The following is a 6186-nucleotide window of genomic DNA, read 5'->3' as shown; positions in this document are numbered from 1 at the left end:
AAAGACACGGCCGGCCGCAATTGGTTGGTCGGAGCCTACAGCCCCTATTTAGCTCCCGACTCTGTCATCGTCCGCATGACCTCATCGAGGTTGAAGCTTGCCGCCTTCTGACGAGGCGGATAATCCTTCAACGTCGCCAGGAATTCGCCCACATAGTCCTGCGCGGGGACCAGCAGGAACACGTGATCCAGTATCCAGTCGTAATAGGTATTGGAGGTAATGTCCGCCCGCTCATAGGGGTCCGTCCTGAGGTTGAAGATCTTCGGGACCCGCAAATTGGTAAAGGGGTTGGCCCAAACGAGCAGAGTTCCGGGCGCGCGCTGCTCCATGAACACGATCTTCCAGTTGTCGTAGCGCAAACCGGTCAATTGCTGGTCGTCGTTGACGTAGAAGAACGACTCCCTCGGGCTCTTCTCAGCCTGCCCAGTGAGATACGGCACGAGGTTGTCGCCGTCGAGATGGACCTTGTAGGTCATGTCGCCCACCGTATCGCCCTTGAGCAACTTGTCCTTGACCTCGGTGTCGCCGGCAATGGCGAGGATCGTCGGCAGCATGTCGAGATGGGAGACGATCTCATTGGACACTTGGTCCGGCTCGATCTTGCCCGGCCAGCGAAACATCGCCGGTACCCGGTAGGCGCCTTCCCAGTTCGAGTTCTTCTCGTTGCGGAAGGGCGTCATCGCGGCATCCGGCCAAGAATTCATGTGCGGACCATTGTCGGTCGAGTACATCACGAAGGTGTTGTCGGCGATGCCGAGATCGTCCAATGCCTTGAGGACCGTTCCGACATTCTTGTCATGGTCGATCATGGTGTCGTGGTACGGGCTCTGCCAACGTCCCGACTGGCCGACACTCTCCGGCTTGGTGTGGGTGCGGAAGTGCATGTGGGTGAAGTTGACCCAGACGAAGGCTGGCTTGCCCGCCTTGTTCTGTCGCTGGATGAAGTCCACGGCGCGATTGGCGATATCGTCGTCGATCGTCACCATCCGCTCCTTGGTCAGCGGGCCGGTGTCCTTGCAAACCTGCTTGCCGACTTTGCCGAAGCGCGGATCGACTGTTGGATCATCTTTGTCCGAGGCCTTGCAGTCCAACACGCCTCGCGGTCCGTACTTGGCGCGGAACGCCGGGTCTTTCGGATAGTCCGGCAGTTCCGGCTCTTCCTCCGCGTTCAAATGGTAGAGGTTGCCGTAGAATTCGTCGAAGCCGTGCACGGTGGGCAGGAACTCGTTGCGGTCGCCAAGATGGTTCTTGCCGAATTGGCCGGTCGCGTAGCCACGCGGCTTGAGCAGCTCCGCGATAGTTGGATCTTCCTTTTGCAATCCGAGCGGGGAGCCCGGCAGGCCGACCTTGGTCATGCCGGTGCGCAAGCCGGACTGGCCGGTGATGAACGAAGCCCGACCGGCGGTGCAGCTCTGCTCAGCGTAATAGTCGGTGAACATCACGCCTTCTTTGGCGACACGGTCGATGTTGGGTGTCTTGAAGCCCATCAACCCGTGCGAGTAGGCGCTGATATCGGATTGACCGATGTCGTCACCCCAGATGATGACGATGTTGGGCTTTGCGGACGTCGATTCCGATTGCGTCGGCTCAGCCGCCACTGCCTGCGCCGCACCGATGATGCAGAGCGCGGCGACGGCACCGAGCAGTCGGCCTCGGCGCCACTGCCGTGCCTGTTCCACACCTCGAGCTTCTCTCCCATCCTTTTTCATGCCATCTCCTCCCGACGCTACGATTGGGCCAATCCAGGCGAGTGTTGCCGACATCCCGCCATGAAATCGAACACAAGTTTGAGGATTAAATGCGCTTGCGCGGAACTGTGAGGCTCCGGCTTGATGAAGTTGGGCAACTTCCCGCCAAGCAAAACCCTGGTGATTCGCCGACACCATGCGGGAACGTCCTGGCCGCTCACAGGAGCCGGCATGATGGATGCGAATTGCGCGCAAAGCTTGACGCGTGAACGACGCAACCTCTCGTATTTGTCGAAAATCGTTGGGAATGCGGTCCTTCGCAGCCGGCCGGGGTCTTGTGGCAGATCGGCACCGCGTGCTCGCATTCTCGCTGGCGACGGAACTTCTCAGGTAGCCAAGCGATTGCCTGCAAAATACGCTTTGGTCTACCAAAACCGTCCGATCGCATTCTGTCGGGGGTCGCGATGCTACGGGGGACCGCCTCACCGCTCGGGAGAATCTTGACGGCCGATCGTCTTCGGGCGGTCGACGCCATCGCACAGATTTTTGCGATAGCGCTCCTGGCGATGGGTACCGGCACTGCGCAGGCCGCCGAATATGGCACCGGCCCCTGGGTGAAGGGCTACACCGATATCTTCGGTGGCATTCTGCCGCCACAGCCTGGCCTCTATGTGCGCAACGACGCATATCACTATGAAGGCGAGGTCGGCGCCACCGTGTTCGACGGCAATATTCAGATCGGTGTCGAACAGAGATATCTCGCTGACATCCTAGCGCTCACCTATGTGACGCCGTGGAAGATCCTGGGAGGGACCTACGCCGTCGCCGTGGCGCCAAGCATCGTTCAGATGAATATCGATATCGCCGCGACGCTTCCAGGCGTGACCCTTACCGGACCGCGAGGTCTCAGACGCTTCCACATACCGTCCTTCACGGTCACGGCCATCGACCACGAGCTTGCGCCCGGCGACAGCGCCTTCGCTCCGCTGATCCTCGGCTGGAACGAAGGCAACTTCCACTGGAACTTCGCCATGTTCGGCTTCGCCCCGACCGGCTTGTACAGCAAGAACAATCTTGCCAATACCAGCCTCAACCATTGGGCGGTCATGCCGAGGCTCGCCGCTACCTATTTCAATCCGAAGACGGGGTGGCAGGTGAACGGCGCCGCTGTCTATTCAGTGAATTGGGAGAATCCCGCCACCAACTATGAGACCGGCGATATTTTGAATCTGGACGGCGCCATCACCAAGAACTTCGGCGCGCTCGGCGTCGGCGCCGTGGCCTACGCCATGATCCAGACCACGCCGGATTCCGGCGCGGGCGCGAGGCTCGGCGCGTTCGAGTCGAAGGTCTATGGCGCGGGGCCGATCGTCACCTATTCGATGGGCGGGCTCACCCTGCTCGCCAAGTGGTATACCGAGTTCGACGCCGAGAACACCTTCGAAGGCAACGTCGTGGACGCAGCGGCGAGCTTCAAATTCTGAAGACGGAACCTCTCAATATTTCCTGCCGGCGCTAACCCTCGATCAACGACCTTGCTGGCATAGTCGGGGCGCATAAGGTCGACGCTCGACCAAGCCGAAGAGAATGCCATGCCAAGCTCACGAAACGTCATGGGTGGAAGCGCGAGTCCCTTCCTCGAGACGCCGCAGCCGCCGTTCGGGCCAGCGCCCCCGCCGCTCGCGGACAGCGAGCTTCCCTCTCTGCGCTCTTCCTTCAACGACGCCAAGCCCAAGATCTGCAACGGCGGCACTGCCAAGGAGGTAACGGTCGCCGAGTTCCCGGTCTCCGACAAGCTTGCCGGGGTCTACATGACGCTCGATCCCGGCGGTTTGCGCGAGCTGCATTGGCACGCTAATGCCGCCGAATGGGCCTATGTGATCGACGGAAACTGCCGCGTCACCACCATCGATCCGCAAGGGCAGGCTGAGATCGTCGATTTCGGTCCCGGCGACGTCTGGTATTTCCCGCGCGGTCATGGCCATTCGATTCAAGGGATCGGCTCCGGCGCCTCCACCCCCGACCTCCTGCTTGCGACCAATTTCGGCGTGCCTGTGAACGTCTTCGCCAAAATGCCGAACGGCGAGGTGGTGATGCCGGAGGAGACGTGAGCGGGACGGTGGACGCCGCGCAGGCACCTGGAGCCGCCACGTCATTGACGGCGCAAGGCGCGCTCGCCGCTGTCCTCGCCCTCATCGCCGGCTATGTCGACGCCCACACCTTCCTCAACTACCAGGTCTACGGCTCGTTCATGAGCGGCAACACCACCCAGACCGGCTTGCACGCCGGGCAGGGGGGATTCGCCGCGGCCGGATACAATCTGTTGCCGATTCCGCTGTTCGTCGCCGGCGTCTTCGCCGGAACCCTGATCTGGCATTCCGGCCTCGCGCGGCGCTCGCGCTGGCTTTTTGCGCTGGCCGCAGGCCTGCTTGCGCTGGGGCTCGGCGCTGTCGCCCCCGGGCCGCTTCCTGGCTGGTTCGGCATCATCGTGCTGAGCCTTGCCATGGGCATCATGAACACCACGGTGACCCGCGTCGGGGAGCAACAGGTAAGCCTTGGCTATGTGACCGGCACCTTGAACAACCTTGCCCAGCACCTGGCGCTTGCGGTCAAGGGCGCGCCTCTGCTTGACGCCAACGGCCCGCGCGATACGCATCTGCGCCGAGCCGGCTTGCTGGCCGGGATCTGGACCGCCTTCGTTATCGGAGCCTTGCTCGCCGGCGCTGCGACCCCCAATTTTGCCGCCTGGAGCCTGCTGTTGCCCATCCTCATTCTGTCGGTCCTCGCCATACTCGGGCGTCCCGTCAGAGCATGATCGCGAAAGGCGCAGGTCTCCGGACAACGACATGCGTCAAAAGATGACGATTTGAGGCACGAAATCGCGATTCCCTCGGAAGCGATTTCGCTCTAGACGCGTTCAATCCTTGTTGTTTTGCGTTCGCGCTTTCCCCGGTTAAGCTCCGGCTTGTTTTTCAGGGACCGCCGGACGGGACGCGCCCCACCCCCTTGACGTAAGATGCGAGCATGAACGCGCAGAGAAACGAGAGCCGCGAGGGCGGCGGCGACGGAACCACCACCACTTTGCCGCCTGAGGCGAAGAAGCAACCTGCGCCTGAGGTGCGTGAGTCCGCGCCCCCGCCACGCCCGCGCAAGGGGGTCGGCCGCGTCATATTCCTGCTCCTCGCCGCCGCGCTTGCCGTGCTCCTTTATCGCTATTGGGGCGTCTGGGAGCAGTGGGGCTTCTTTCGGTCGACGCAGACCGCCCCCGCGGCGGCCGCGCCTCCCGCGGTGACGGTCGCTAAGCCGATCGTGAGAGAGATGATCGAATGGAAGGACTTCACCGGCCAATTCGAGGCGGTCGACTTCGTCGACGTACGCGCCCGCGTCAGCGGCTATCTCGAATCGATCAGCTTCATCGACGGTCAGATCGTGAAGAAAGGCGATCTTCTCTTTGTCATCGAGCCGAAGCCGTTCGAGCTCGCGCTCGAATCGGCCAAGGCCGATCTCGCCCAGACCAATGCCAATCTCGACCTTGCCAAGGCCCAGCTCAGCCGCACCGCGGAGCTGAGAAAGAAGAGCTACGCCACGGAAGAAACCTATGACGAGCGCGTGGCCCAGGTGAACACGGCGACGGCCACCCGGGATGCCTCCATCGCGGCGCTCGACCAGGCGCAGCTCAATCTCGACTATACGCGCGTGACGGCGCCGATCGCCGGCCGCGCCAGCCGCCATGAGCTCAGCGTCGGCAATTTGGTGATCGGCGGCATTACCGGCACTCCGACGCTCCTCACCACTATCGTCTCGCTCGATCCCATCCATTTCTTCTTCAATGTGAGCGAGGCCGACGGCATGACCTACAAGCGCCTCGTCGCCAAGGGTGAGATCCCCTCCGCTCGCGAACGGAAGGTCGAGGTGCAGGCCCAGCTCATGGACGAGACCGACTGGCCGCTGAAGGGCATCATCGATTTCGTCGACAATACGTATGACACGTCCACCGGCACCATCCGTGTGCGTGCGGCTTTCCCCAATCCCGAATACTTCATCACGCCTGGGCAATTCGGCCGCGTTCGGGTGCCGATGTCGCAACTCCATCCGGTCATGCTGGTGCCGGACGCGGCGGTGGTGACCGACCAATCCACCAAGCTCCTGTTTACCGTGACACCTGACGGTACCGTGGTGCCGAAGGCGGTCGAGCTCGGTCCGGTGGTCGATGGCAATTTGCGCATCGTCAGGAGCGGGATCGCCAAGGACGACGACGTCATCGTGGTCGGGCTGTTGCGCGCGCGTCCGGGGCAGAAGGTCACGCCTCAACAGGGCACGACCGAAGGCGCCGCGGTACCGAAGCAACCATGACCGTCAGCGCGCCCGGGGCTACTGCCGCATGAACATCTCGCATTTCTTCATCGACCGGCCGATCTTCGCCGCGGTCATTTCCATCATCATCACACTTGTCGGCGGCGTCGCCTATTTCTCCCTGCCGGTGGCGCAATATCCGGAT

The 6186-nt window shown here is 62.1% G+C and carries 6 protein-coding genes; 5 read left to right on the top strand and 1 reads right to left on the bottom strand.

Going from position 1 to position 6186, the window contains the following annotated elements:
- Positions 1-44: 44 nt before the first annotated feature.
- Positions 45-1709, bottom strand: coding sequence for an arylsulfatase (locus tag ACREC7_RS15295; protein WP_431556554.1), 1665 nt, complete (start codon positions 1707-1709; stop codon positions 45-47).
- A gap of 479 nt (positions 1710-2188) precedes the next feature.
- Here ACREC7_RS15295 and ACREC7_RS15290 point away from each other — a divergent pair, with 479 nt between their 5' ends.
- The 5 genes from ACREC7_RS15290 to ACREC7_RS15270 all read left to right on the top strand — a co-directional run.
- Positions 2189-3172 carry a SphA family protein gene (locus ACREC7_RS15290; protein ID WP_431556553.1) on the top strand — a complete coding sequence of 328 codons (984 nt, stop codon included), beginning with the start codon at positions 2189-2191 and terminating at the stop codon, positions 3170-3172.
- 108 nt (positions 3173-3280) lie between these two features.
- Complete coding sequence (locus ACREC7_RS15285) at positions 3281-3799, top strand: cupin domain-containing protein (RefSeq protein WP_431556552.1); 519 nt, start codon at positions 3281-3283, stop codon at positions 3797-3799.
- Complete coding sequence (locus ACREC7_RS15280) at positions 3796-4503, top strand: YoaK family protein (protein ID WP_431556551.1); 708 nt, start codon at positions 3796-3798, stop codon at positions 4501-4503. The genes ACREC7_RS15285 and ACREC7_RS15280 overlap by 4 nt, the downstream gene beginning before the upstream one ends.
- 209 nt (positions 4504-4712) lie before the next feature.
- Complete coding sequence (locus ACREC7_RS15275) at positions 4713-6041, top strand: efflux RND transporter periplasmic adaptor subunit (protein ID WP_431556550.1); 1329 nt, start codon at positions 4713-4715, stop codon at positions 6039-6041.
- A gap of 28 nt (positions 6042-6069) precedes the next feature.
- Positions 6070-6186, top strand: a 117-nt coding sequence (locus ACREC7_RS15270) for an efflux RND transporter permease subunit (RefSeq protein ID WP_431556555.1), incomplete at its 3' end; no start/stop codon positions are given.

This window comes from Methyloceanibacter sp. (assembly GCF_050728395.1).
Classification (GTDB): Bacteria; Pseudomonadota; Alphaproteobacteria; order Rhizobiales; family Methyloligellaceae; genus Methyloceanibacter.
Note: the sequence above shows the minus strand (reverse complement) of the source record. Positions and strands in the feature narration are given on the sequence as shown.